Origin of the sequence: Amycolatopsis samaneae (assembly GCF_039541975.1) — a bacterium.
GTDB classification, from domain to species: Bacteria; Actinomycetota; Actinomycetes; order Mycobacteriales; family Pseudonocardiaceae; genus Amycolatopsis; species Amycolatopsis samaneae.
The window spans coordinates 267,000-288,992 of sequence record NZ_BAABHG010000012.1 but is presented as its reverse complement, the minus strand read 5'-3'; the positions used below and the strand labels follow the sequence as shown (position 1 = coordinate 288,992).

Here is a 21,993-nt window from a genome sequence, read left to right as displayed (position 1 = left end):
GCACGCGGTCCCGGTGCCGGAGGTACGTCCTCCGGCACCGGGACCGCGTTTTTTCAGGCCCGGTGCAACGTCGGGTTCCGGTCCTCGATCACGAAGCTCGCCGCGGTCGTCGCGGGCGCGTCCGGTTTGCTCACGTACGGCAGCGTGCGGAAGTCCGCGCGTACCTGCCGCGCGTCGATCTTCGTGCGCACGTAGCCGCGTCGGAAGCTGTAGAACTTCACGTGCGGGTTCGCCGTCAGCATCCCGTCGCCGAACTCGGTGGTCTCCGCGCCGTCGCGGCCCGAGGTGACCGACGTGGTGACCAGCTCGGTGGCCACCGACCGCGAGCTCGGGTCGTGGAAGTCGGCCTTGATCTCGGTGGCCCAGTGCGAGTGCACGTCGCCGGTGAGCACCACGGTGTTGCGGGTGGTGCGGAACGCGTCACGGACGCGGGCCTGTTCGGCCTGGTAGGCGTCCCAGCCGTCCATGTTCAGGAGCACCCGGGGGCCGGGGTCCTGGTCCATGCGGGCAAACCAGACCTGCTGGCCGAGCACGTCCCAGCGGGCCCGCGACCGGCGCAGCCCGTCGAGCAGCCAGGCCTCCTGCCGCCGGCCGGTGATCGTGCGCAGCGGATCGGCCAACTCGGGGGCGTCCGGCTTGTTGCCGTCGCCGAACAGCTGGTCGTCGCGGTACTGCCGGGTGTCGAGCATGTGGAAGTTCGCCAGCCCGCCCCAGCCGATCCGGCGGTAGAGGTGCATCTCGGCTCCGCGCGGCTTCGCCGACCGGCGCAGTGGCATGTTCTCGTAGTACGCCCGGAACGCGGCTTCGCGGCGCGTCAGGAACGCGGCGCCCGGCGTCTTCGAACGCTCCTGCGGGATGTCGCCCGCCCAGTTGTTCTCGACCTCGTGATCGTCGAACACCACCAGCCAGGGCGCGACGGCGTGCGCGAGCTGCAGATCCGGGTCGGTCTTGTACTGGGCGTACCGCCGCCGGTAGTCGCCGAGCGTCACCGTCTCCGGCCCGATCACCCGGCGGACGTTGTCGTCGCGGCCACCTGGCTCGTAGAAGTAGTCGCCGAGGTGCAGGATCAGGCCGGGGTGGTCCTCGGCCATCCGGCGGTACGCGGTGAAGTAGCCCTCGCCGTAGTGCGCGCACGAGGCGAAGCACATGGTCAACGGGCTCAGCGAGCCCGGCAGCGGCGCGGTCCGGGTGCGGCCGGTCGGCGAGACCTGGCCGTCCACGCGGAAGCGGTAGAAGTACTCGGTGTCCGGTCGCAGCCCCCATGGCTCGACGTGCACGCTGTGCGCGGTCTCGGGGATGGCGAGCGCCTCCCCGCCGCGCACGATCCGGGTGAACCGCTCGTCGGTGGCCAGCTGCCACCGCACCGGGACGCGACGGTCCGGCATGCCGCCCTTCCCGTCGTCGGCCAGCGGGTTCGGCGCCAGCCGGGTCCACAGCACGACGCTGTCCGGATACGGGTCGCCGGAGGCGACACCGAGCGTGAACACCCCGCCGAGCGGGCGGCCGGGGCCCGCGCCCCGGGTCTCGGTGGCACGGGCGATCCCGGCGGTGCCCGCGGCCAGGGCGAACGCGCCGGCACCGCCGAGCAGTACGTTGCGGCGGTTGAGGCCGCTGTTCTCGGGCACGGCAAGACTCCTCACGATCGGGGCTGAGCGCAGGTCATCCCATCGTGGGATGACGAACGGAACTCCCCCGTCCGGGTGGCCGCGAGGTGAACTTCGCCAAGGGGACTTCCCGCCCATCTCCTGCGAACCGGTCCCCGGTGCCGATCCCGGCATTTCGCCTCCCGGGCACCCTCGGTGGTCTAATCTGGACCCGCAGTGGCGGGGAACCAGGGTGGGGCCGGGCGCGTCGCACCCCTGGACGCGAAGGGTTGCCTGGGAGGGGCGAAGTGGACGGCACGCACAAGGGTTTCCACGTCGAGGAGGGCGCGTACGAGCGGTACGCGCGCCAGGTCGACCCGCTGGGGGACGACGTCAAGGGCGCGGCCGACAAGCACGTCGGCCCGCACGTGACGCTCGGCGGCCACGGCTTCTCCGAGATGGGCGGCGAGTCCGGGTTCTCCGGCGCCTACAGCGGCCGGATGCGCGCGCTGCAGGAGCGGATGCGTGGCCTCGGCGGCAACTGGCAGCAGGTCGGCGACGCGTCGCGACGGACGCAGGCGAACTACGCCGCGGTCGAGGACGAGCACGGCCAGACCATGCGCCGGCTGGGCAAGGACCTTTCGTGACCGGGCACGTCGACCAGGTCGTCCAGCACGGCCTGCACACCACGAATCAGTTCGCGCAGAAGCTGCGGCACGATCCGGCGGCGATCACCGGCGCCCGCGACGGGCACGTCGCGCTCCAGACGTCGATGACGAAGGCCAAGGACCACGCCGGGGACCAGCGGGTCACCCTCGCCAACGCCAGCTCGGGCAACACCACCGACCGCGCGACCACGACCTCGCAGAGCCTGGAGAAAGAGGTCCAGTCCGTGCTCGACGAGAGCGCGGAGATCGAGAAGGCCGTCGCCGAGGCCAGCGAGGCGCTGCACCTCGGCGAGATCAAGAACGACCAGGTCCGCGATCAGATCATCAAGGAGATCGCGGCCTCGATGAAGGCCCTCGCGGCGGTGAACACCATCCAGCCGCCGGAAAGCCGCGCGGCCGCCTCACGGGACATCCTGACCAAGCTCCAGACGAAGATCGGTGAGCTGACCGGCCAGGCCGCCACGTTCAGCGAGCAGACGATCAACCAGCTCACCGACATCGGCACCAAGCTCGGCGGCGGTGAGTCGACGTCGGCGAGCAGCGCTTCGAGCACGCACGTCGGCTCCCAGTTCAACTCCAACTCCGGCTACTCCGGTGGTGGCGGCGACGGGGGCGGCAGCGGCGGCGGTGGGGGAGGTGGCGGCGGCGGAGGCGGCGGTGCGCACAAGCCGCGCCTGCCGGTCGCGATCCCGCCGCAGCCCGGCACCGGCGTCGACGTCAACCTCCCCGGCGGCAAGACCGTCAAGGCCCCGAACGAGACCGCGGCGAAGGCGGTCCGGGCGGCGCTGTCCCAGCTCGGCGTCCCGTACGTGTGGGGTGGCACCGCGCGCGGCCAGGGGCTCGACTGCAGCGGGCTGACCATGACGTCCTACCAGGACGCGGGCCTGACGCTGCCGCGCACGGCTGCCCAGCAGACCGTCGGCGCCGAGGTGCCGTCGATGGATCAGCTGCTGCCCGGCGACCTCGTCGTCTGGTCCGGGCACGTGGCGATGGTGATCGGCGACGGCCAGATGGTCGAGGCGGGCGATCCGGTACAGGTCAGCAAGATCCGCACCACCAACGCGGGCCAGTCCTTCATCGGCTTCTACCGGCCGACTGGCTAATCTGGGCGAATGGCGGAATTCGACATCGACCTCGCGTCCGCGCGGGTCGCCGAACAGGTGGAACGCACGGCCCGCGAAGCCGACGAACGCTTCGCCAGGAGCGGCCCGGTCGTCGGCCGCGCCGAGTCCGGCGACGGCGGGGTCAGGGTCGAGGTCGCGCCGGGCGGGCTGCTCACCGGGATCACGCTGAGCCGCTCGGCGCTGCGCTACGGTTCGGCCGCGCTGGCCGAGCAGATCCTCGAACTCGCGCAACGCGCCACCCGCCGCGCCGGTGACCGGATGTACCACCAGCTCGCGCCGGTCCTCGGCCCGGACGACGAGAACCTGAAGTCGCTGGGCTTCGAGCCGATCCCGGAGGACGACGTCGACGCCGAGTACTACGGGAGATGAGCACGGTGGACCAAGTCCCGGTCACCTCGACCACCAGAGAGCTGATCGACCAGGCCAGGGCCCGGCAGGACGCGCTCGCGCGGGTCGAATCGCTGATGGCACAGGCACGCGGCACCGCGCACGACGTCGACGGCACGATCGAGGTCACCGTCGACGCCCGCGGCAAACTGCATCGGCTGTGGCTCGCCCCGGACGCGGTGAACTGGGGCCACGACCGGCTCGGCCCGCTGATCGTCGAGGTCTCCCAGGCCGCGATGCGCGAGGCCACCCAGGACAGCTACAACAAGGTCGCGCTGCTGCTCGGCGAGGACATGACGTACATGATCGAGCAGATGTCCGGGATGCCCGCGCCCGCACGGGCGCAGGACGACGATCCGGGCATGACCGTCGAGGAGTTCCAGCGGCAGCGCGCGCAGCGGCTCGGCGAGGCGCCGCCGGAGGCCCCGGCGCAGGCGTCCACAGTGGACGATGACGACGAGGACGCGTACTGGGAGTCCTTCGACCCGGCGTCGCTCCGCTCCGACCGCTAGCCGGGATCGTTACTTCGGCGCGGGCAGCTTCTCGCACAACGCCGAGGGGAAGTCCGGTCGCACCGCCCTGATCTCGGCGCAGCCGCCGTCTTTCGCGTTCGCGAAGCTCGCCCAGCCGTTGCCCGCCCACCGGTAGAAGACCCGGTTGGCGCGGTGCGTGTTCCGGCACGCGGGCGCGCCCTCGGCCGGTGGGCAGTCGCCGACGTGCCGGTCGAGGTCGAGGATCAGCCAGTTCTGGTCGCAGCCGCGGACGTCGCGGGCGCCGTGCAGGTGGTTGGCCGGGACGTCGGCGTTGAACGTGACCTGGTTGATCCACGCCTCGGCGCAGTGGTCGGCGGGTGGGACACAGCCCAGGTTGTCGTCACAGTGGCCGTATTCGGCGCCCTTCCGGTGCCAGGCCCGGCCGTAGTTGAGCGTGACCGCGCGGTCTCCGATCGGCGACCGGGTGGTGAGCGGGACGTCGGCTTGTTCCTTGCGCGGGCAGGCTTCGCGGGGCAGCGTCGCGCGCATGGCGTACACGATGTACGCGCTGACCGTGTCGTTCGTTTCGTCGAGGTGGTCGACGTGGGGTGAGCGCGCGCAGTCCGGGTCTCCCGCGGGCAGGATGACCCGCGCGATCACGACGTTCGGCGCCGGGCCGGGACGTACGGCCGTGACCTCGGCGCTGACGTCGTTCCACAGTGAAGCCACCGAGGTTCCCGCCTCGCCGGTGTCGGACGCCGGTGCCCGCGTGGTGGCGACGACGATCCCGCCCGCCACCAGCACGCCCAGTACCACCAGCGCGACCGGTCCGAATCTGCGCCATTTTCCCATCTGTGTTCCCCCTCGTTACGACGGTCCGCCGATTCCGCCCGATCGGCTGGACTTCGCGCGCGACCGTGTTCCGGCGGTCCGCACGTGGAGATCATGGACGCTCCGGCCCCCGATGGAAAGGTGAAAATTCCGACATGGCATCGACGAGAACCGTGCTCGGCGCCGCTCTCGCCCTCCTGTTCGTCACCGCGGCTCCCGCGGCCGCCGCCGCGCCACCACACGGCGACGACTACCCGTATCGGGACAAGCCCGACATCGTGGACCGCTGGGCCTTCTACTCCGGCCAGGACACCTCGTTCGTGGCCTGGCGGATGGAACAGCTCACCGGCTACTTCCACAACTCCATGTCGCACAACGGAATCGCCGGCCACTGGGGCAACGCCCCGGAGTGGGCGGCCAACGCGCGCAAGCTCGGCTACGCCGTCGACCGGATTCCGGAGGCCGGCGCGATCGCGCAGTGGGACGCCGGCCAGGCCGCCGGTCCCGGGCACGTCGCCTACATCGCCGAGGTGCACGGCGAGCAGGTGACGGTGGAGGAGTACAACTGGTCGGCGCCACTGCGCTACGACACCCGCGTGGTGCCGCTGAGCCAGGTCAGCTGGGTGCTCCACGTCGCGCGGGGGAGCTAGCCGCCGCGACGTCCACAAAGGACTTGACCCGCGCGGTTTCCCCGGCGCGAAGCCACAGCACGCCCCAGTCGACGCCGGGGGAGCCGCGGAACGGGACGAACGTGATCCGCGGATGGCTGAAGTACGTCGTCGCGTGCGCGGCGAGCGGGCAGATCCCGCCGCCGTTCGCGATGGTGGCGAGCAGCTCCTGAAACGTCTCCAGCGGCTCGCCGCGTTCGACGGGCCTGCCGCCGGGCGTGTGCCACGGGGCGGGTGGTTCGACCCAGTACGGCGCGGGCGGGTTCGCCGCGCGGAGAACGCGATCCCGCGCGAGGTCTTCGAGGGTGACGTGCGCGCGGCGCGCGAACGGGTGCCGCGCCGGGACGGCCAGCACCATCGGCTCGGTGTACACCACCGGTCCGGTGACGAGATCCGGCTCGTCCACCGGGAGCAGCGTGATCAGCGCGTCGACCTCACCCGCGCGGAGCAGGCCGAACGGATCGGCGAAGTCGGCTTCGCGGATCTGTACCGCGCAGCCGGGGTGCCGATCGCGGAAGGCGTCGAGCAGATCGGCGACGAGATCGGCGACGCCGGGTGCCTCGAAACCGAGCCGCAGCACCTCGCCGACTCCGCGCCCGGCGGCGACCGCGCGGGCGATGCCCTCGTGGATGCCCCGGTAGGCGGGCGCCAGATCCTCGCGCAGCCGCCGCCCGATCGGGGTCGGCTCGACCCGGCGGCTCGTACGCGCGAACAGTGGCGCGCCGATGCGGCGTTCGAGCTGCTTGATGCTCTGGCTGACCCGGGCCTGCGAGACGTGCAGGCGCTCGGCGGTGCGGCCGAAGTGCAGCTCCTCGGCGAGCGTCAGGAAGATCTCGATGTCCCGCAGTTCCATAACCTTCATGTTATCGATCGGTCTGGTTTCGCGCGTTGTTCGGGGTTCGTTCCCGCGAGAGGGTGAAGAGGTCAAAGAAACCTTCTGACCAGGGAGAACACACGATGCGCGCACGGATGACGAACCTGCCGAAGCTGGCCGCCGGTGGGTACAAGGCGATGGTGGCGCTGGAGATGTACCTCGCCGGCACGAAGCTGCCGAAGAGCACGCTGGAACTGGTGAAACTGCGGGCGAGCCAGCTCAACGGCTGCGGGTTCTGCGTCGACATGCACGCCCGCGACGCGAAGAAGGCGGGCGAGACCGACGAGCGGCTCTGGTCGGTCGCCGCGTGGCGCGAAGCGCCCTACTACACCGACGAAGAGCGCGCGGCGCTCGCGCTGACCGAGGCCGCGACGCGGCTGGCCGACCGGCCGGACCCGGTGCCCGACGAGGTCTGGGACGACGCCGCCGACCACTTCGACGAGGAGTCGCTCGCCGCGCTGGTGGTCGCGATCGCTGCCATCAACGCGTGGAACCGGATCAACGTGACCACGCGGCAGCTCGCCGGTGGCGCGGCCTGAACGAGGGCGTGCGACTCTGGGGGCATGGCGAACCGACTCGCGACCGCGACCAGTCCCTACCTGCTCCAGCACGCCGAAAACCCGGTGGAGTGGTGGGAATGGGGCGAGGAGGCGCTGGCCGAGGCGAAGCGCCGGAACGTGCCGATCCTGCTCTCGGTCGGGTACGCGGCCTGCCACTGGTGTCACGTCATGGCGCACGAATCCTTCGAGGACGAGAAGACCGCGACGTTGATGAACGCGCACTTCGTCAACATCAAGGTCGACCGCGAAGAGCGTCCCGACATCGACGCGGTGTACATGGCGGCGACGCAGGCGATGACCGGACAGGGCGGCTGGCCGATGACGTGTTTCCTGACCCCGGAAGGGAAACCGTTCCACTGCGGCACCTACTACCCGCCCTCGCCCCGGCACGGGATGCCCTCGTTCAGCCAGCTCCTGGTCGCGGTCGCCGAGGCCTGGGAGGAACGGCCCGACGAGCTGCGTTCCGGGGCACAGCAGATCGTCGGGGCGCTGGCCGAGCGGGGCGGTCCGCTCGATGAGTCCGAAGTGGACTCCTCGGTGCTGGCGGCCGCGGTCGGGAAACTGGCGGAGGAAGCCGACTCGGTGCACGGTGGTTTCGGTGGGGCGCCGAAGTTCCCGCCGTCGATGGTGCTGGAGTTCCTGCTGCGGCACCACGAGCGGACGGGTTCGGACACCGCGCTGTCGCTGGCGGAGTCGGCGGCCGAGGCGATGGCACGCGGTGGCCTGTACGACCAGCTCGCCGGCGGCTTCGCGCGCTACTCGGTCGACGCCGCGTGGGTGGTGCCGCACTTCGAGAAGATGTTGTACGACAACGCCTTGCTGTTGCGTTTCTACGCCCACCTGGCCCGGCGGACCGCATCCGCGACGGCGTGGCGGGTCGCCGAGGGAACCGCGTCGTTCCTGGCGGACTCGCTGCTGACCCCGCAGCGCGGTTTCGCCGCGTCGCTCGACGCGGACACCGAGGGCGTCGAGGGACTGACCTACGTCTGGACGCCCTCGCAGCTGTGTGCCGTGCTGGGCGAGGAGGACGGTTCGTGGGCCGCGGAGTTGTTCGGTGTCACGGAATCGGGCACCTTCGAGGAAGGTGCTTCCACGCTGCGTCTACCGCGTGACCCGGACGACGCGGATCGCTTCGAGCGGGTTCGGCTGGCCTTGCTGGAGTCGCGTGCCGCCCGGCCGCAGCCGGGCCGGGACGACAAGGTGATCGCCGCCTGGAACGGTCTGGCCATCACCGCGCTCGCCGAGGCCGGTGTCGCGTTGGAGCGTCCACAATGGATCGAACTGGCGCGCGGCGCGGCCGAACTGGTGCTGGATAAGCACATCGTCGAGGGCAGGCTGCGCCGGAGTTCGCGCGACGGCGTCGTCGGCGAGGCGGCGGGCGTACTGGAGGACTACGCGTGCGTCGCGGACGGTTTGCTGGCGCTGCACCAGGCGACCGGCGAACCCCGCTGGCTGACCGAGGCCACCCGGCTGCTCGATCTCGCGCTGACGCACTTCGCCGTGGCGGACGTCCCCGGTGCCTACTACGACACCGCCGACGACGCGGAAACGTTGGTACAGCGTCCTTCCGACCCCGGTGACAACGCCAGCCCCGCCGGCGCCTCGGCGCTCGCGGGCGCGCTGCTGACGGCGTCGGCGCTCACCGGCGCCGAGTCCGCGACCCGGTACCGCGAGGCCGCCGAGCAGGCGCTGCGCCGCGTCGGCCTGCTGGCGGCGCGCGTGCCGAGGTTCGCCGGGCACTGGCTTTCCGTCGCCGAGGCGGCCGAGTCGGGCCCGGTGCAGGTCGCCGTGGTGGGCGAGGCGCGGGGGGAACTCGTCACCGCCGCCGCGCGGTCGATCCACGGCGGCGGCGTCGTCCTCGGCGGCGCCCCGGACGCGCCGGGCGTTCCACTCCTCGCCGATCGCCCGCTCGTCGACGGTGTCGCGGCGGCCTACGTCTGCCGCGGCTATGTCTGCGATCGCCCGGTGACCACCTCCGAAGCACTGGCCGCGCAGCTCTGAGCGTGCGCTGACAGCGAACACCCTGGTCAAGGGTGTTTTCAGGCGTATCGTCGGTAGCGATGTAATCATGTAATCGTCACTGGAGGCGAGCATGAACACGTGCTTCGAGGTGGTGGGACTGATGGGACGAGGCTGGAAGGGCCGTGGCGGCTGGCAGCAGGCCGAGGTGCCCCCGGCGGCCGACGCGGCCGCGTGGTTCGGCGGGCGGCTGCCGGACGGCTGGTTCGCGGGTGACCCGGAGGTCACCGTGGACCGGGAGGAGATCGTCGTGGTCGGCGAGCTCCCGCCGCTGACCGGCGAATACGCCGACGACGCGGCCCGCGCGGCCGCCGAGGAGGGCCGGATCAGCCGGTTCCGGGAGGAGACGCGGGACGAGCGGATCGAGATCGCGCGGCAGGCCGAACACCGCTACCAGCGCAAGGTCGCCTGGGGCGCCCGGCTCGGCGGCACGAAGGTCCTGTTCACGACGTTGTCCGCGCCGGTGATGACCCGGCTGCGCCAGCCGGAACGCCAAGTCCTCGACACGCTCGTCGACGCCGGTGTCGCGCGCTCGCGGTCCGAGGCGCTGGCGTGGGCCGTCCGCCTCGTCGGCGAACACGCCGACACCTGGCTGGCCGACCTGCGCGAAGCCATGACGAAGGTCGACGACCTACGCGCCAAGGGCCCGGACCTGGACTGACCGGCGACCTCGCGTACCCAGAGGGTCGGCCACGAGCCGACCCTCCAGGTACGCGAGTCGTCCGTCCAGGTACGCGAGTCGACTGTCTGGGTGCGCGAGTCGCCTGTGTCCCTGACTTCGACCTGCGGGATCCGCGGTGGTGCGGCACGCTGGCGAGCAAGGGGAACCAGCTTGCCGCACCGGAGGAATCGTGGACGTCCCAGCCGTACCCGCCAAGGTGGACCCGGACGCGCTGACCGCCGTACTCGATGGCCGATGGGCCGCGCTGCGGCGCGACGTCCGCGTGCGGATGGCGGCCGCGTCCTTCCGCGAGACGGTGGGTTTGGACGTCGAGGCACACCGCGCGCAGGTGCTGGACCAGCTCCGGAAACTCGCCACCACCGACCTGCCCGGCCTGGGATTCGATCCCGCGTACGGTGGCGGGGGAGACGTCGGCGGCTCGGTGACGTCGTTCGAGATGCTCGGCTTCGGGGATCTGTCGCTGATGGTGAAGGCCGGAGTCCAGTGGGGCCTGTTCGGCGGAGCCGTGCAACTGCTGGGGACCGCGCGGCACCACGAGCGGTACCTGCGGCGGATCAAGGATCTGGAGCTGCTGGGCTGCTTCGCGATGACGGAGCGCGGGCACGGCTCCGACGTCCAGCACCTGCGGACGACCGCGACCTACGACGCGGCCACGGGCGAGTTCGTCGTGCACAGCCCCGATGCCGATGCGGCGAAGGAGTACATCGGCAACGCCGCGCGTGACGGTGAGCTGGCCGTTGTCTTCGCACAGCTGGTGACCGGCGGCGAATCCCGTGGTGTGCATGCCTTCCTGGTACCGATCCGCGTCGGCGGCACGACGGCTCCCGGTGTGTCCATTGAGGACTGCGGGGTCAAGGCCGGGTTGAACGGTGTCGACAATGGACGGTTGCGTTTCGACCACGTCCGCGTCCCGAGGGAAGCCTTGCTGAACCGCTTCGGCGATGTCGCCCCGGACGGGACGTACTCGAGCCCGATCGAGAGCGACGGACGGCGGTTCTTCACCATGCTCGGCACGCTCATCCGTGGCCGGGTCAGCGTCGCGGGCAGCGCGGGGAACGCGGCGAAACGGGCGCTGGCACTGGCCGTGCGCTACGGCGACACGCGGCGCCAGTTCGCCAAGCCGGACGGCGAGGAGGTCGCGATCCTGGACTACCTCGGCCACCAACGGAAACTCCTGCCCGCACTGGCGGCCTCCTACGCGCTGCACTTCGCACAGGAAGAACTGGTCTCGAAACTGCATGACATCCCCGCCGACGCTCCCGACGAGGAACAACGCGAGCTCGAATCCCGTGCCGCGGGCCTGAAAGCGGTCGCCACCTGGCACGCGACGTCCACCATCCAAACCGCGCGCGAGGCCTGCGGCGGCGCGGGCTACCTCGCCGAGAACATGCTGCCCGCGTTGAAGGCCGACACCGACGTCTTCACCACCTTCGAAGGCGACAACACGGTGTTGCTGCAACTCGTCGCGAAGGGCCTGCTGACCAGCTACAAGGAGTTCTTCGCCGACCTGAGCCCGCTCGCCACGGCCCGCTTCGTCGCCGAGCAACTGGTGGACGCGGTACTGGAACGGTCCGTCACGCGGAAGGTCCTCGAACGCCTCACCGAATCCGCCGACGCGGAGGTGCTGTTCGACCGCGACTGGCAGCTCCGCATGTTCGAAGACCGCGAAGAGCACGTCTTGGACGGTGTCGCCCAGCGCCTGCGTCGTGCGGGCTCTGATCCTTTCGATGCCTTCAACTCCGCGCAGGATCACGTCCTGCGCGCGGGCCGCGTCCACGTCGACCACCTGGTCCTTCAGGCATTCGTTTCGGCGCTGTCCCGCTGCCCGGACGCGGACGCCCGTGCGCTGCTTGAGCGCGTCTGCGACCTCTACGCCCTGTCCACCCTGGAAGCCGATCGCGCCTGGTTCCTCGAACACGGCCGTCTCACCGCCGCCCGCGCCAAGGCACTGACCGCCGCCGTCAACTCTCTCTGCCTCGCCCTGCGCCCCCACGCCCGAACTCTTGTGGACGCTTTCGCCGTCCCCGAACAGTTCTTGGCCGCGCCGATGTTGTCCTGACCAAGCGCGGGGCGTGGGCTCCGACGAGTTCCTATGCAGCGTTTACCCCAAGCATCGAGCCCATCCTTGTCCAGCGATCTCTGTGTTGGATCGAGCCGAGGTTAGGCGCGTTTGCCGAGGCCAGGTAGGCCGCCGGAAACCGTCCATACGCTCGATCGCTTCTTCTTGCGCGATTTCGTGGCCTCTTTCTGGCCAGGCGCGGGTTTCTCGGACTTCCGCTGGTGCAACCATCGTCGTCCTGCGGTTGGAGTGCGTAAGGCCGCCAAAGATGCGTTAGCCCGACCTAGGAGTCTCTGTTGCTCTGTCGAGGTCATGCTCGCGCCGCTGATCATCTCGACCACCTGAGCCAGGCGATTCACGAGACGGTTTCGTTGCTGTGCTTGCTCGGCCTTCAGCTCGTCACTTCTGGGCGCGCGAACTGTCCAGGTCTACGGGGGTGAACTGAACCTAGGCGTACATCGCGAGCCAGATGGCGATGTAGTGGGACACCGCGGCCAGCACGGTGCAGGCGTGGAAGTACTCGTGGTAGCCGAAGATCTCGGGCCAGTGGTTCGGCCACTTCGTCGCGTAGAAGACCGCGCCGAGGGTGTAGAACAGGCCGCCGACACACAGCAGCACGAGCGCGGCGACGCCGGCGTGCGTGGCGAGTTCGGGGAGGACGAAGACCGCGACCCAGCCGAGCGCGATGTAGATCGGCACGCCGAGCCAGCGCGGGGCGGTCGGCCAGAGCATCTTCAGCGTGACACCGAGGACGGCGCCGCCCCAGACGATGCCCAGGATGACGTAGCCGGTCGGCTTCGACATCGCGAGCAGGGTGAAGGGCGTGTAGGTACCCGCGATGAACAGGAAGATCATCGAGTGATCCGCCCGTTTCATCCACTTGTACGCGGTCGGGCTCCATACTCGGCGGTGGTAGAGCGCGCTAACGCCGAAGACGCCGAGCACGGTCAGTCCGTAGACGCTGGTGGCCAGCGCGGCGACCGCGGACACGGTGGACGCGGCCAGGCTGATCAGGGCCGCGGCGGCGGCGACGGCGCCGAAGAAGGACCAGAAGTGGATATGCCCTCGCAGCCGCGGGCGGGTGTCCACGGGCAGCGGGCCGGACGGCTGGGGTTCAGTCGCGAGGGTCACCGGGTCAAGGTTACGGAACCGTAGGTTTTTCGCCAGTACCCGTGGCGCGTCACACGTTCCGCGAAGGGTGCGTACGCTCCCCTGACGTGAGTCTTCGGTCCTTCTTGTCCACCATCGTTTACAGCGCGTACGGGCGGCGCCTGATCCAGCAGGCCGCCGGCCGCCATCCGCGCCACATCGCCATCATGCTCGACGGCAATCGCCGCTGGGCCAGGGAAGCGGGCTTCACCGACGTCGCGGACGGGCATCGCGCGGGCGCGAAGAAGATCGCGGACTTCCTGAGCTGGTGTCAGGAGGCCGAAGTCGAGGTGGTCACGATGTGGCTGCTCTCGACCGACAACCTCAACCGGGACCCCGACGAGCTGACGCCGCTGCTCAAGATCATCACCGATGTCACCGACGAGCTGGCCGGGCCGGCCACGCCGTGGCGGCTGCGCATCGTGGGCGCGCTCGACCTGCTGCCCACCGACGTCGCCGAGCGGCTCACCGCGGCGGCGGCCCGCACGGAGAACCGGCCGGGCATGGAGGTCAACATCGCCGTCGGCTACGGCGGGCGCCAGGAGATCGCCGACGCGGTCAAGAAGCTGCTGCTCCAGCACGCCGATGAGGGCACGTCGATCCGCGAGCTGGCGAAGATCCTCGACGTCGATCACATCTCCGAGCACATGTACACCTCGGGCCAGCCAGATCCGGACCTCATCATCCGGACCTCGGGGGAGCAGCGGCTGTCCGGCTTTCTGCTCTGGCAGTCGGCGCACTCGGAGTTCTGGTTCACCGAGGCGTACTGGCCCGCCTTCCGCCGGGTCGACTTCCTGCGTGCCATGCGCGACTACGCCTGGCGGCACCGCAGGTTCGGCGCCTGACCCGTCGAAGGGCCCCGGAGCGAACTCCGGGGCCCTTCGACGTACACCTGGCTCAGTGGTTCGCGAACGAGCCCGCGATCAGGGACGGCGTGGTGGCGATGCCGGTGTAGGCACCCGCCACCAGCGCGGCCGCACCGTAGCCGAGGGCGCCGCCGCCGTGGATGAAGGTGGTGTACGCGTCACCGAACGTCGGGTTCGGGGCGCCGGTCGGCTCGTCGCCGCCCGTGGCGGCGAACGCGGTGCCGCCCAGCATCATGAGACCGGCGGCGGTGGCGGCGACGAAACCAGCTTTCTTCAACACTTGATTACTCCTCGATAGAACTGTCGGGATTAGGGGTACTGGGGATTCCAGGGGGTGTCCCCGTGGTTGGAAAATTACCCGCTCATACGCGAATCCGTTTGCTCGATACGCCTATCGTGTGAGGCCTGACCAGGCGGTTTCACTCGGTCCGGTTTTCTTTCCTGGCCGCAAAATGCGCTTGAAAATCTTTCGTGGTAAAAGCTATCGGGCGATCGAATAAACACATCGGGTCAGTGAATTCGCTGGCGTAACTCCGTCGTGGGTGACCTGCTTGAGTATGTAGTCACTCAGGGTGACCGTCACGGGTGGTCGATGTCGGACGACTGACGGTGAGATGACGAATTGGCGAATCACCTGTGTGGCTGCCTGCACGATCCACCGGACGTAGGTACCTTCCGGAGGTGAGGGCACGCGTACCGTGCGGGTCCTCGCGGGAGGCCCTGGTCGTGGCGGTGATCGAGGGGGCGGCACAGCCGCCCACGAGATGCACGAGGGGGCCGGCACCCGGCCCTCGTGGCCGTGTCCGCTGACGCTGCCAGCGTCGGAGGAAGCGGTTTCAGCCAGGGAGGTGCCCGGCCCAGCGAGTGCGGGCGTGGGGTGCACACGCCCTGAGGGAGATGCCGTCGTGACTGCGCAGCGTTTGCCCCGCAAGGCCTCTGGCCGTTCTTCGACCGGTGCCGAACCTGGCCCGGAGAAAGACTCGATCTCGCCCGAAATCCAGCGGTCCACCTTCGTGCTCGACACGTCGGTCCTGCTTTCCGACCCGTGGGCGGTGACCCGTTTCGCCGAACACGCCGTCGTGCTTCCGCTGGTCGTCATCAGTGAACTGGAGGCGAAGCGGCACCACCCCGAACTCGGCTGGTTCGCTCGTGAATCCCTGCGCCGGCTCGACGACCTGCGCCGCCAGTACGGCAGGCTCGACGCGCCGATCCCGATCGGCGAGCACGGCGGGACGCTGCAGGTGGAGCTGAACCACTCGGATCCGACGGTGCTGCCGGTCGGTTTCCGCACCGACTCCAACGACCACCGGATCCTCGCCTGCGCGCTGAACCTCGCGGTCGAGCGGGAGTCGGTCACGCTGGTGACCAAGGACATCCCGTTGCGGGTCAAGGCGGGTGCGGTCGGGCTCGACGCCGACGAGTACCGCGCCCAGGAGGTCACGCCCTCGGGCTGGACGGGCATGGCGGACGTGGACGTCCCGCAGGAGCTGATCGACGCGCTCTTCAGCGGGAACTCCGCGGACCCGGTGGAGTTCGGGCTCGACGAGGTGGGTGAGCTGCCCTGTCACACGGGGCTGCGGCTGCTGGGCGGGAACTCCAGCGCGCTGGGGCGGGTGACCGCGGACAAGCGGATCCGGCTGGTGCGTGGCGACCGTGAGGCGTTCGGGCTGCACGGCCGTTCCGCCGAGCAGCGGATCGCGCTGGACCTGCTGCTGGACTCCGACGTCGGCATCGTGTCGCTGGGCGGCCGCGCGGGCACCGGGAAGTCGGCGCTGGCGCTGTGTGCCGGGCTGGAGGCGGTGATGGAGCGTCGCCAGCACCGCAAGGTCGTGGTCTTCCGGCCGGTGTACGCCGTCGGCGGGCAGGAACTCGGCTACCTGCCCGGCTCCGAGAGCGAGAAGATGCAGCCGTGGGCGCAGGCGGTGTTCGACACGCTCGGCGCGCTGGTCAGCCAGGACGTGCTGGACGAGGTGTTCGACCGCGGCATGCTCGAGGTGCTGCCGCTGACGCACATCCGCGGCCGGTCGCTGCACGACGCGTTCGTCATCGTGGACGAGGCCCAGTCCCTCGAACGCAATGTGCTGCTGACGGTGCTGTCGCGGCTCGGCACGGCGTCCCGCGTGGTGCTCACGCACGACGTCGCGCAGCGGGACAACCTGCGGGTCGGGCGGCATGACGGTGTCTCGGCGGTGATCGAGAAGCTCAAGGGGCACCCGCTGTTCGCGCACGTCACGCTGACGCGCTCGGAACGCTCGCCGATCGCCGCCCTCGTCACGGAGATGCTGGAGGACCACGGCTGATCGAGAAGTCCGTGGGGGCCTCCTTGAGGGACCCAGGGTCCCTCAAGGAGGCCCCCACGGACCGCTGCGTCACCAGCCGGAGGGCAGCGGGCGGCCTTCGGCGAAACCGGCGGCGGACTGGACGCCGAGCAGGGCCCGCTCGTGGAACTCCTCGAGCGTGCGCGCGCCCGCGTAGGTGCACGCGGACCGGACACCGGAGCCGATCGAGTCGAGCAGGTCCTCGACGCTGGGGCGGGCCGGGTCCAGCGCCATGCGCGAGGACGAGATGCCCTCCTCGAACAGCGCCTTGCGGGCCCGGTCGAAGACGTTGTCGGTGCGCGTCCGCGCGCCCACCGCGCGCTTCGACGCCATGCCGAACGACTCCTTGTAGGGCTTGCCCTGCTCGTCGAACCGCAGGTCGCCGGGGGATTCGTAGGTACCGGCGAACCACGAGCCGACCATCGCCATCGACGCGCCGGCGGCGAGCGCGAGCGCGACGTCACGCGGGTGGCGGACGCCGCCGTCGGCCCAGACGTGCTTGCCCAGTTCGCGCGCGGCGGCCGCGCAGTCGGCGACCGCGGAGAACTGCGGGCGGCCGACGCCGGTCATCATCCGCGTCGTGCACATCGCGCCGGGGCCGACGCCGACCTTGACGACGTCCGCGCCCGCTTCGATCAGGTCGCGGGTGCCCTCGGCGGTGACGACGTTCCCGGCCACCACCGGCACCCGCGGCGAAACCGAACGGACCGCCTTGAGCGCGGCGATCATCTTCTCCTGGTGGCCGTGCGCCGTGTCCACGACGAGTACGTCGACACCGGCCGCGAGAACCGCTTCGGCCTTCGCCGCGACGTCGCCGTTGACGCCGACCGCCGCGGCGACGCGCAGGCTGCCCGCGGCGTCGACCGCGGGGGTGTAGATCTCGGACCGCAGCGCGCCGACCTCGGTGAGTACCCCGGCGAGCCGGCCGCCGGCGTCGAGACCGAGCGCGAGACGTCCGCCGTGGTCGTGCAGCCGCTCGAAGACCTCTCGCGGCGGCGTGTGCAGCGGGACGCTGACGGCCGCGGGCTCCGCGACGTCGGCGAGACGCGCGAAGCGGTCGACACCCGCGCAAGACGCTTCGTCGACGATGCCGACCGGGCGGCCCTCGTCGTCGACGACGACCACCGCGCCGTGGGCACGTTTGTGGACCAGGTTGAGCGCGTCCGCGACCGCGTCACCACCGGTCAGGACGAGCGGGGTGTCCCATACCGGGTGCCTGCTCTTCACCCAGGTCACGATGTCGGTGACGGCGGCGCTGTCGACGTCCTGCGGCAGCACGACGAGCCCGCCGCGACGGGCGACGGTTTCGGCCATGCGGCGGCCCGCGACGGCGGTCATGTTCGCCACCACGATCGGGATCGTCGCGCCTGTGCCGTCCACAGTGGAGAGATCGACGTCGAACCGGGACTCCACGTCCGAGCGGTTCGGCAGCAGGAACACGTCGTCGTAGGTCAGGTCGTGAGCGGGCTGGTGTCCAGTGAGAAAGCGCACGGGTCGCCAGGATACCTGCGTGCCACACTTGGGGCATGAGGGATCGCGACGAAGCAGGCCGCGCCCGCAACGCCCGCCCGCGTGACGGCCTCGGCAGACCGCTGCCCTACGGCGCCGAAGGGGTCGAACGCCAGCCGGAGGGGATCGCCAGGACACCCGAGGAGACCGTGGCGGAGGCGCAGCGGCTGCTCGACGAGGGGAAGCCGTTCCACGCGCACGAGGTGTTCGAGGACGCCTGGAAAACCACCGACGACCCCACACGCGAACTCTGGCGCGGCCTCGCGCAACTCGCCGTCGGCCTGACCCACGCCGCGCGCGGCAACTGCGTCGGCGCCGCGGCGCTGCTGGAGCGGGGCGCGGTGAACATCGAGCCGTTCCGCCACGAGCCGCCGCACGGGATCGACGTCGCGGGGCTACAGGCCTGGGCGCGGTCGCTCGCCGCGGAGGCGAAGGACCGGGTCCGCGTGGAACCGGTCGCGCCCCGGCTTCGTCACGGAACGTAGCGGCGAGAGCAAAGGTCCCTCGCTCCCGCCCGGCGGTAGCAAAGGTCCCTTGCTCTCTTTTCGCTGGTCAGGGCTTCGGCCAGGTTGTCGATTCGGCCTTCTCGGCGCCGATCGTCGTGCTTTCGCCGTGACCGGTGCGGACCGACGTCGCGTCCGGCAGGGCGAACAGCCGGTCCCGGATCGAGCGCACGATCGTCGGGTAGTCCGAGTAGGACCGGCCCGTCGCACCCGGCCCGCCGTGGAACAGGGTGTCGCCGGTGAAGACGACGCCGAGGCCTTCGGCGTGGAGGCAGACCGCGCCCGGCGCGTGGCCCGGGGTGTGCAGGACCCGCAGTCCCGTGCCCGCGACGGTCAGCGTCTGCCCGTCGGCGAGGTCGCCGTCCGGCGCGCGGCCGGGGTGGGTGAGGTCCCAGACGACGCGGTCGTCGGGGTGCAGGAGGATCGGCGCGCCCGTCTTCTCGGCCAGCTCCGGTGCGGCGTTGACGTGGTCGTTGTGCGCGTGGGTGCAGACGATCGCCAGTACCTTCCGGTCGCCGACGGCCTCCGCGATGGCGCCGGCGTCGTGGGCCGCGTCGATCACGATCACCTCGGAGTCGTCGCCGACGAGCCAGACGTTGTTGTCGACGTCCCAGCTGCCGCCGTCGAGTTCGAAGACGCCTGAGGTCACCACGTTCCGCACCGTTGCCGTCATGGGGCGACCCTAACCGAGGTTGACATACCGGCGGTATCTACTGGAAGGTATCTTACTGGTAGTAGGAACCGGGTCAGGGAGCGTGCGATGTCGGCCGTCCGAGAACTCCTGTCCGAACCGCTGAAGCTTCGCTGCGGCGCCGTCCTGCCGCACCGGATCGCAAAGTCGGCACTGAGCGAACAGCTCGGCGACCGTCGCAACCGGCCGACCCCCGAACTCGCCGAGCTGTACCGGACCTGGGCGGTGGGCGGCGCGGGAGTGCTGGTCACCGGCAACGTGATGGTCGATCCGACCGCGCTCGGCGAGCCTCGGAACGTCGCGTTGCCCGCGACGCCCGATCCGGCCGAGTTCCGGGGATGGGCGCGGTCGGTCGACGGCACCGACGCGCAGCTGTGGGTCCAGCTCAATCACCCCGGGAGGCAGAGCCCACGCTTTCTGTCCCGGCAACCGGTCGCTCCCTCGGCCGTACCGTTCGGTGATCGGGGTATCCGGACCGCTTTCGCTGCGCCCCGCGCACTGACCGGCGACGAGATCGAAGCGATCATCGAGCGGTTCGCGCTCGCGGCGCGGGTATTCGTCGACGCCGGGTTCAGCGGAATCCAGCTCCATGGCGCCCACGGATACCTGATCTCGCAGTTCCTTTCGCCGCTGACGAATTTGCGGACCGACGAGTGGGGCGGGGACGCGTCGCGGCGCCGCCGGTTCCTGCTGGAACTCGTGCGCCGGGTCCGGGCGGAGATCGGCGACGACGTGCCGCTGTCGGTCAAGCTCAACAGCGCCGACTTCCAGCGGGGCGGGTTCGACGAGGGCGAATCGCTCGAGGTGGTCCGCCTGCTGGGCGAGTCCGGACTCGACCTGCTGGAGATTTCCGGTGGCACCTATGAGAAAGCCGCGATGATGGGCGCGGGCCGGGCGAGCACGCGCCGACGTGAGGCGTACTTCCTGGACTACGCGGCGAAGGCGCGCGAGGTCAGCGACGTCGCGTTGATGGTGACCGGTGGGTTCGCCACCGCCGCCGGGATGGCCGAGGCGCTGCGCTCGGGCGCGCTCGACGTCATCGGGCTGGGCAGGCCCATGACCGTCGACGTCGGCCTGCCCGGGCGCCTGCTCGCCGGTGACGAGGTCGAGGCGGAGCGGCTGTGTCCGAAGACCGGCATCCGGCTCGCGGACAGCCTGCTCGAGATCCAGTGGCACACGCAGCAGATGCACCGCGTCGCGGCGGGGAAACCGGTCGACCGGCGACGTGGCCCGCTGCGGACACTGGTGCAGGGCGGGCTCGCCGATCCGCTCAACGCGTTCCGCCGGGTCCGCGGCTGAGGCGAACTGCTTGTTTTGACGATTCCGGGTGAATCGTCAAGCTGCGGGAACCTTTTGTGACCTGGGTGATTTTCGGGGAATTTTCAATTATTCACCTGTGTGAGTGGCTCGGCTGCTCTGTTTGTGCCAAAAAATGATCTGTACGGCCGAAGTTGCCGACCTCCCTTCGTATGACCGGCCTGCTGGTGGCATGCTCTCCCGAATCGAATGCGTGCTCGGGCGCGCTGGTCCAGGGAGCTGGAAATGGATGATCTTGAGGAATTTCTACGGGTCGTTCGCGGGCTGGTGGAACGGCCGAAATGGAAATGGTCGAAGGAACATCGTGACGACCTCCGCGGGGAACGTCCGCTGCCGCTGCTGTGCCTGATCGGGAAGCCGGAGGACACGCGTGCGGTGACCGATGTGCTCTCCGCGCGGCTCACGGTGGATCCGGCCCCGTCGGGCCGGACGCCCCGGCGGCTGATCCCGTCCGTCTCGGTGGATGCCGATCGAGCCGCCGTCTTCCGGGAGCAGGGCAAGCCGCCGCTGATGCCGTTGCTCAACCTGCTGGCCCAGCAGTTGAGTTCGGATCGTTTCGGCGCGGGCAAGGACATCGCTTTCTACACCTTTCGCCTGGTGGACTGGCTGACCCGGCACGAGGCCGCGACGATGGGACGCGACCAGCAGGCGCCGCTGCGGTCGAAGCTGCTGACCTGGTACGCGACGGACGACGGCGAAGGGGTGGTCGGCCCCGCGGTGACGACGGTGGTACCCGACGAGGCGCAGGCCCTGACCAGGACCATGGTCCAGTTGCTGTCCCGGCTCGGGAAATGCCTGTGGCTACGTGGGCTCCGGGGCGGCGAACCGCGATGGCTGATGAAACAGCGGTTCATGGCTCCCACGCATTCCGCGGGCTTTCTCCGTTTCGCCCGGAGGCTGGCGCAGGATCGTCGCGAGTACGAGAACCTCGAACAGATCAAATTGCTGTTGGTGCATGCTTTTCTCCGCGATCTTCGCGTGTTCTACGGCACTGGGAGCTGGCGGTTGCGCCGATGGCGGCGTACCGCCTATGTCACCGTCGTACTGCGAGGGATCTCCGAGCACAATGGTGGCTGGGAACTGCTCCGCCTGATCAACGAGGTGCGCAACCAGACGGGTGAACACGACCCCCTGCTGGTCGTCGCCACCGCGGAGGAGATCCCGGCCGATCTCGATCTGACGCCGCGCCCGCTGGCCGAGATCGAGAGCAGGCTGAAGGCCTGGAACCACGAACTGCCGTTGCGGCGGCAGCAGTTCCACCCCGCCGCGCGGTTCGTCGCGCTGTCCGTGGACGGCCCGCCTGCCGAGGTGGACCGCAACGAGACCTGGGAACCGAGGAAGGTTCCCGTGTTCGCCCGCAGAGGGGTGGTCGTCACGATGGCCGTGCTGCTGGTGGCCGCGCTGGCGGGCGCCGCGGCCCCCGTGGCGTTCCCCGGTTCCGTGCCCGACCCGTGTGGCGTCGCGGGTTTCCCGGCGGCAGCGGCGGTGTGGGAAGGGGACACCAAGGAGTGCGTCGGCTACAGCGCCGGAGGTTATGTCTTCGGCAGCACGGTCAAGCTGCGCAAGGCGCAGGAAGCGGTGTTCGAGCAGAACGCCGAGGCCGACAACCTGCATCGCGCCAATCCGCGCCGACCTGTCATCACCTTGGTCTACTTCGCCGAGCTGACCCATCCCCGACACCCGGGAGGGCACCGACGACGCCGAGGCCGAGG

General features: G+C 70.1%; 22 protein-coding genes. 13 read left to right on the top strand and 9 right to left on the bottom strand.

The genetic code is table 11. From position 1 onward, the window contains the following. Positions 1-53: 53 nt before the first annotated feature. Complete coding sequence (locus ABD987_RS30280) at positions 54-1,625, bottom strand: alkaline phosphatase D family protein (RefSeq protein WP_345401492.1); 1,572 nt, start codon at positions 1,623-1,625, stop codon at positions 54-56. A 266-nt stretch (positions 1,626-1,891) separates the two neighbouring features. Between ABD987_RS30280 and ABD987_RS30275 the strand changes: the two genes are divergently transcribed. The 4 genes from ABD987_RS30275 to ABD987_RS30260 are packed head-to-tail and all read left to right on the top strand — an operon-like array spanning position 1,892 to position 4,274. Continuing rightward, positions 1,892-2,230 (top strand): hypothetical protein, encoded by a 339-nt coding sequence (locus tag ABD987_RS30275; RefSeq protein ID WP_345401489.1) that lies wholly within the window; start codon positions 1,892-1,894, stop codon positions 2,228-2,230. Continuing rightward, on the top strand, positions 2,227-3,354 hold the full coding sequence (locus tag ABD987_RS30270; RefSeq protein ID WP_345401486.1) for a C40 family peptidase: 1,128 nt from the start codon (positions 2,227-2,229) through the stop codon (positions 3,352-3,354). The genes ABD987_RS30275 and ABD987_RS30270 overlap by 4 nt, the downstream gene beginning before the upstream one ends. 9 nt (positions 3,355-3,363) lie before the next feature. Next, positions 3,364-3,744: a YbaB/EbfC family nucleoid-associated protein gene (locus ABD987_RS30265; protein WP_345401482.1), complete on the top strand. Its 381-nt coding sequence runs from the start codon at positions 3,364-3,366 to the stop codon at positions 3,742-3,744. After that, the gene (locus tag ABD987_RS30260; protein WP_345401479.1) at positions 3,741-4,274 is read left to right on the top strand and encodes a YbaB/EbfC family nucleoid-associated protein; all 534 of its coding nucleotides are present in this window, start codon (positions 3,741-3,743) and stop codon (positions 4,272-4,274) included. Before ABD987_RS30265 ends, ABD987_RS30260 begins: the two co-directional genes overlap by 4 nt. 9 nt (positions 4,275-4,283) lie before the next feature. On the opposite strand, the gene ABD987_RS30255 is transcribed toward ABD987_RS30260, so the two are convergent. Further along, positions 4,284-5,087 (bottom strand): hypothetical protein, encoded by an 804-nt coding sequence (locus ABD987_RS30255; RefSeq protein WP_345401476.1) that lies wholly within the window; start codon positions 5,085-5,087, stop codon positions 4,284-4,286. Between the two features lie 134 nt (positions 5,088-5,221). Here ABD987_RS30255 and ABD987_RS30250 point away from each other — a divergent pair, with 134 nt between their 5' ends. Then, positions 5,222-5,716 carry a CHAP domain-containing protein gene (locus ABD987_RS30250; RefSeq protein WP_345401474.1) on the top strand — a complete coding sequence of 165 codons (495 nt, stop codon included), beginning with the start codon at positions 5,222-5,224 and terminating at the stop codon, positions 5,714-5,716. Here the strand turns inward: ABD987_RS30250 and ABD987_RS30245 are convergent. Next, positions 5,682-6,587, bottom strand: coding sequence for a LysR family transcriptional regulator (locus ABD987_RS30245; RefSeq protein WP_345401471.1), 906 nt, complete (start codon positions 6,585-6,587; stop codon positions 5,682-5,684). The genes ABD987_RS30250 and ABD987_RS30245 overlap by 35 nt on opposite strands. A gap of 104 nt (positions 6,588-6,691) precedes the next feature. Here ABD987_RS30245 and ABD987_RS30240 point away from each other — a divergent pair, with 104 nt between their 5' ends. From ABD987_RS30240 to ABD987_RS30225, 4 genes are all read left to right on the top strand, one after another. Continuing rightward, positions 6,692-7,147, top strand: coding sequence for a carboxymuconolactone decarboxylase family protein (locus tag ABD987_RS30240; protein ID WP_345401468.1), 456 nt, complete (start codon positions 6,692-6,694; stop codon positions 7,145-7,147). A gap of 24 nt (positions 7,148-7,171) precedes the next feature. Beyond that, positions 7,172-9,169, top strand: a complete 1,998-nt coding sequence (locus tag ABD987_RS30235) for a thioredoxin domain-containing protein (protein ID WP_345401465.1) — start codon at positions 7,172-7,174, stop codon at positions 9,167-9,169. A gap of 121 nt (positions 9,170-9,290) precedes the next feature. After that, complete coding sequence (locus tag ABD987_RS30230; protein ID WP_345401706.1) at positions 9,291-9,848, top strand: hypothetical protein; 558 nt, start codon at positions 9,291-9,293, stop codon at positions 9,846-9,848. A 190-nt stretch (positions 9,849-10,038) separates the two neighbouring features. Beyond that, positions 10,039-11,928 carry an acyl-CoA dehydrogenase family protein gene (locus ABD987_RS30225; RefSeq protein ID WP_345401462.1) on the top strand — a complete coding sequence of 630 codons (1,890 nt, stop codon included), beginning with the start codon at positions 10,039-10,041 and terminating at the stop codon, positions 11,926-11,928. 447 nt (positions 11,929-12,375) lie between these two features. Here ABD987_RS30225 and trhA read toward each other — a convergent pair whose 3' ends face one another. Continuing rightward, positions 12,376-13,017, bottom strand: a complete 642-nt coding sequence (gene trhA, locus ABD987_RS30220) for a PAQR family membrane homeostasis protein TrhA (RefSeq protein ID WP_378214283.1) — start codon at positions 13,015-13,017, stop codon at positions 12,376-12,378. A gap of 128 nt (positions 13,018-13,145) precedes the next feature. Here trhA and ABD987_RS30215 point away from each other — a divergent pair, with 128 nt between their 5' ends. Continuing rightward, positions 13,146-13,922, top strand: coding sequence for an isoprenyl transferase (locus ABD987_RS30215; protein ID WP_345401456.1), 777 nt, complete (start codon positions 13,146-13,148; stop codon positions 13,920-13,922). Between the two features lie 52 nt (positions 13,923-13,974). Here ABD987_RS30215 and ABD987_RS30210 read toward each other — a convergent pair whose 3' ends face one another. After that, entirely contained in the window at positions 13,975-14,223 is a 249-nt protein-coding gene (locus ABD987_RS30210; protein ID WP_345401453.1) for a hypothetical protein, read from the bottom strand. A 733-nt stretch (positions 14,224-14,956) separates the two neighbouring features. Here ABD987_RS30210 and phoH2 point away from each other — a divergent pair. Further along, positions 14,957-16,243 carry an RNA 5'-3' helicase PhoH2 gene (phoH2, locus tag ABD987_RS30205; RefSeq protein WP_345401703.1) on the top strand — a complete coding sequence of 429 codons (1,287 nt, stop codon included), beginning with the start codon at positions 14,957-14,959 and terminating at the stop codon, positions 16,241-16,243. Positions 16,244-16,312: 69 nt separating this feature from the next. Here phoH2 and guaB1 read toward each other — a convergent pair whose 3' ends face one another. Beyond that, the gene (guaB1, locus tag ABD987_RS30200; protein WP_345401450.1) at positions 16,313-17,752 is read right to left on the bottom strand and encodes a GMP reductase; all 1,440 of its coding nucleotides are present in this window, start codon (positions 17,750-17,752) and stop codon (positions 16,313-16,315) included. A 35-nt stretch (positions 17,753-17,787) separates the two neighbouring features. On the opposite strand from guaB1, the gene ABD987_RS30195 reads away from it, so the two are divergent. After that, positions 17,788-18,255, top strand: coding sequence for a DUF309 domain-containing protein (locus tag ABD987_RS30195; RefSeq protein WP_345401447.1), 468 nt, complete (start codon positions 17,788-17,790; stop codon positions 18,253-18,255). 67 nt (positions 18,256-18,322) lie between these two features. Here the strand turns inward: ABD987_RS30195 and ABD987_RS30190 are convergent, their stop codons facing one another. Continuing rightward, positions 18,323-18,946 (bottom strand): MBL fold metallo-hydrolase, encoded by a 624-nt coding sequence (locus tag ABD987_RS30190; protein WP_345401444.1) that lies wholly within the window; start codon positions 18,944-18,946, stop codon positions 18,323-18,325. 87 nt (positions 18,947-19,033) lie between these two features. Here ABD987_RS30190 and ABD987_RS30185 point away from each other — a divergent pair, with 87 nt between their 5' ends. After that, entirely contained in the window at positions 19,034-20,263 is a 1,230-nt protein-coding gene (locus ABD987_RS30185) for an NADH:flavin oxidoreductase/NADH oxidase family protein (protein ID WP_345401441.1), read from the top strand. A 599-nt stretch (positions 20,264-20,862) separates the two neighbouring features. Here the strand turns inward: ABD987_RS30185 and ABD987_RS30180 are convergent. After that, entirely contained in the window at positions 20,863-21,045 is a 183-nt protein-coding gene (locus ABD987_RS30180; RefSeq protein WP_345401438.1) for a hypothetical protein, read from the bottom strand. 37 nt (positions 21,046-21,082) lie between these two features. Beyond that, on the bottom strand, positions 21,083-21,952 hold the full coding sequence (locus ABD987_RS30175) for a hypothetical protein (protein ID WP_345401435.1): 870 nt from the start codon (positions 21,950-21,952) through the stop codon (positions 21,083-21,085). Between the last annotated feature and the right edge of the window lie 41 nt (positions 21,953-21,993).